The sequence below is a fragment of the Bacillus cereus group sp. BfR-BA-01347 genome, assembly GCF_022663835.1.
Classification (GTDB): domain Bacteria; phylum Bacillota; class Bacilli; order Bacillales; family Bacillaceae_G; genus Bacillus_A; species Bacillus_A thuringiensis_K.
In genome coordinates, this window is sequence record NZ_JAKUGG010000099.1 from 1 (window position 1) to 232 (window position 232).

Consider the following 232-nt stretch of genomic DNA (forward strand, 5'->3'; position numbering starts at 1 on the left):
AGCATGGTGACATGTGGAGCTGACGAATACTAATAGATCGAGGACTTAACCATATAATATGTAGCAATGTTATCTAGTTTTGAAAGAATATAAAAAACTTGTTGACTTTCAGAAGTGAATAAGTTACAATGATTCTTGTCTTAAATGAATACAGTCTGGTAATGATGGCAGAGAGGTCACACCCGTTCCCATACCGAACACGGAAGTTAAGCTCTCTAGCGCCGATGGTAGT

1 rRNA gene is annotated in these 232 nt (G+C 38.4%); it reads left to right on the forward strand.

The features are described from left to right. Nucleotides 1–154: 154 nt before the first annotated feature. A 5S ribosomal RNA gene (rrf, locus tag MR143_RS32830) occupies nucleotides 155–232 on the forward strand; the annotation flags it as partial.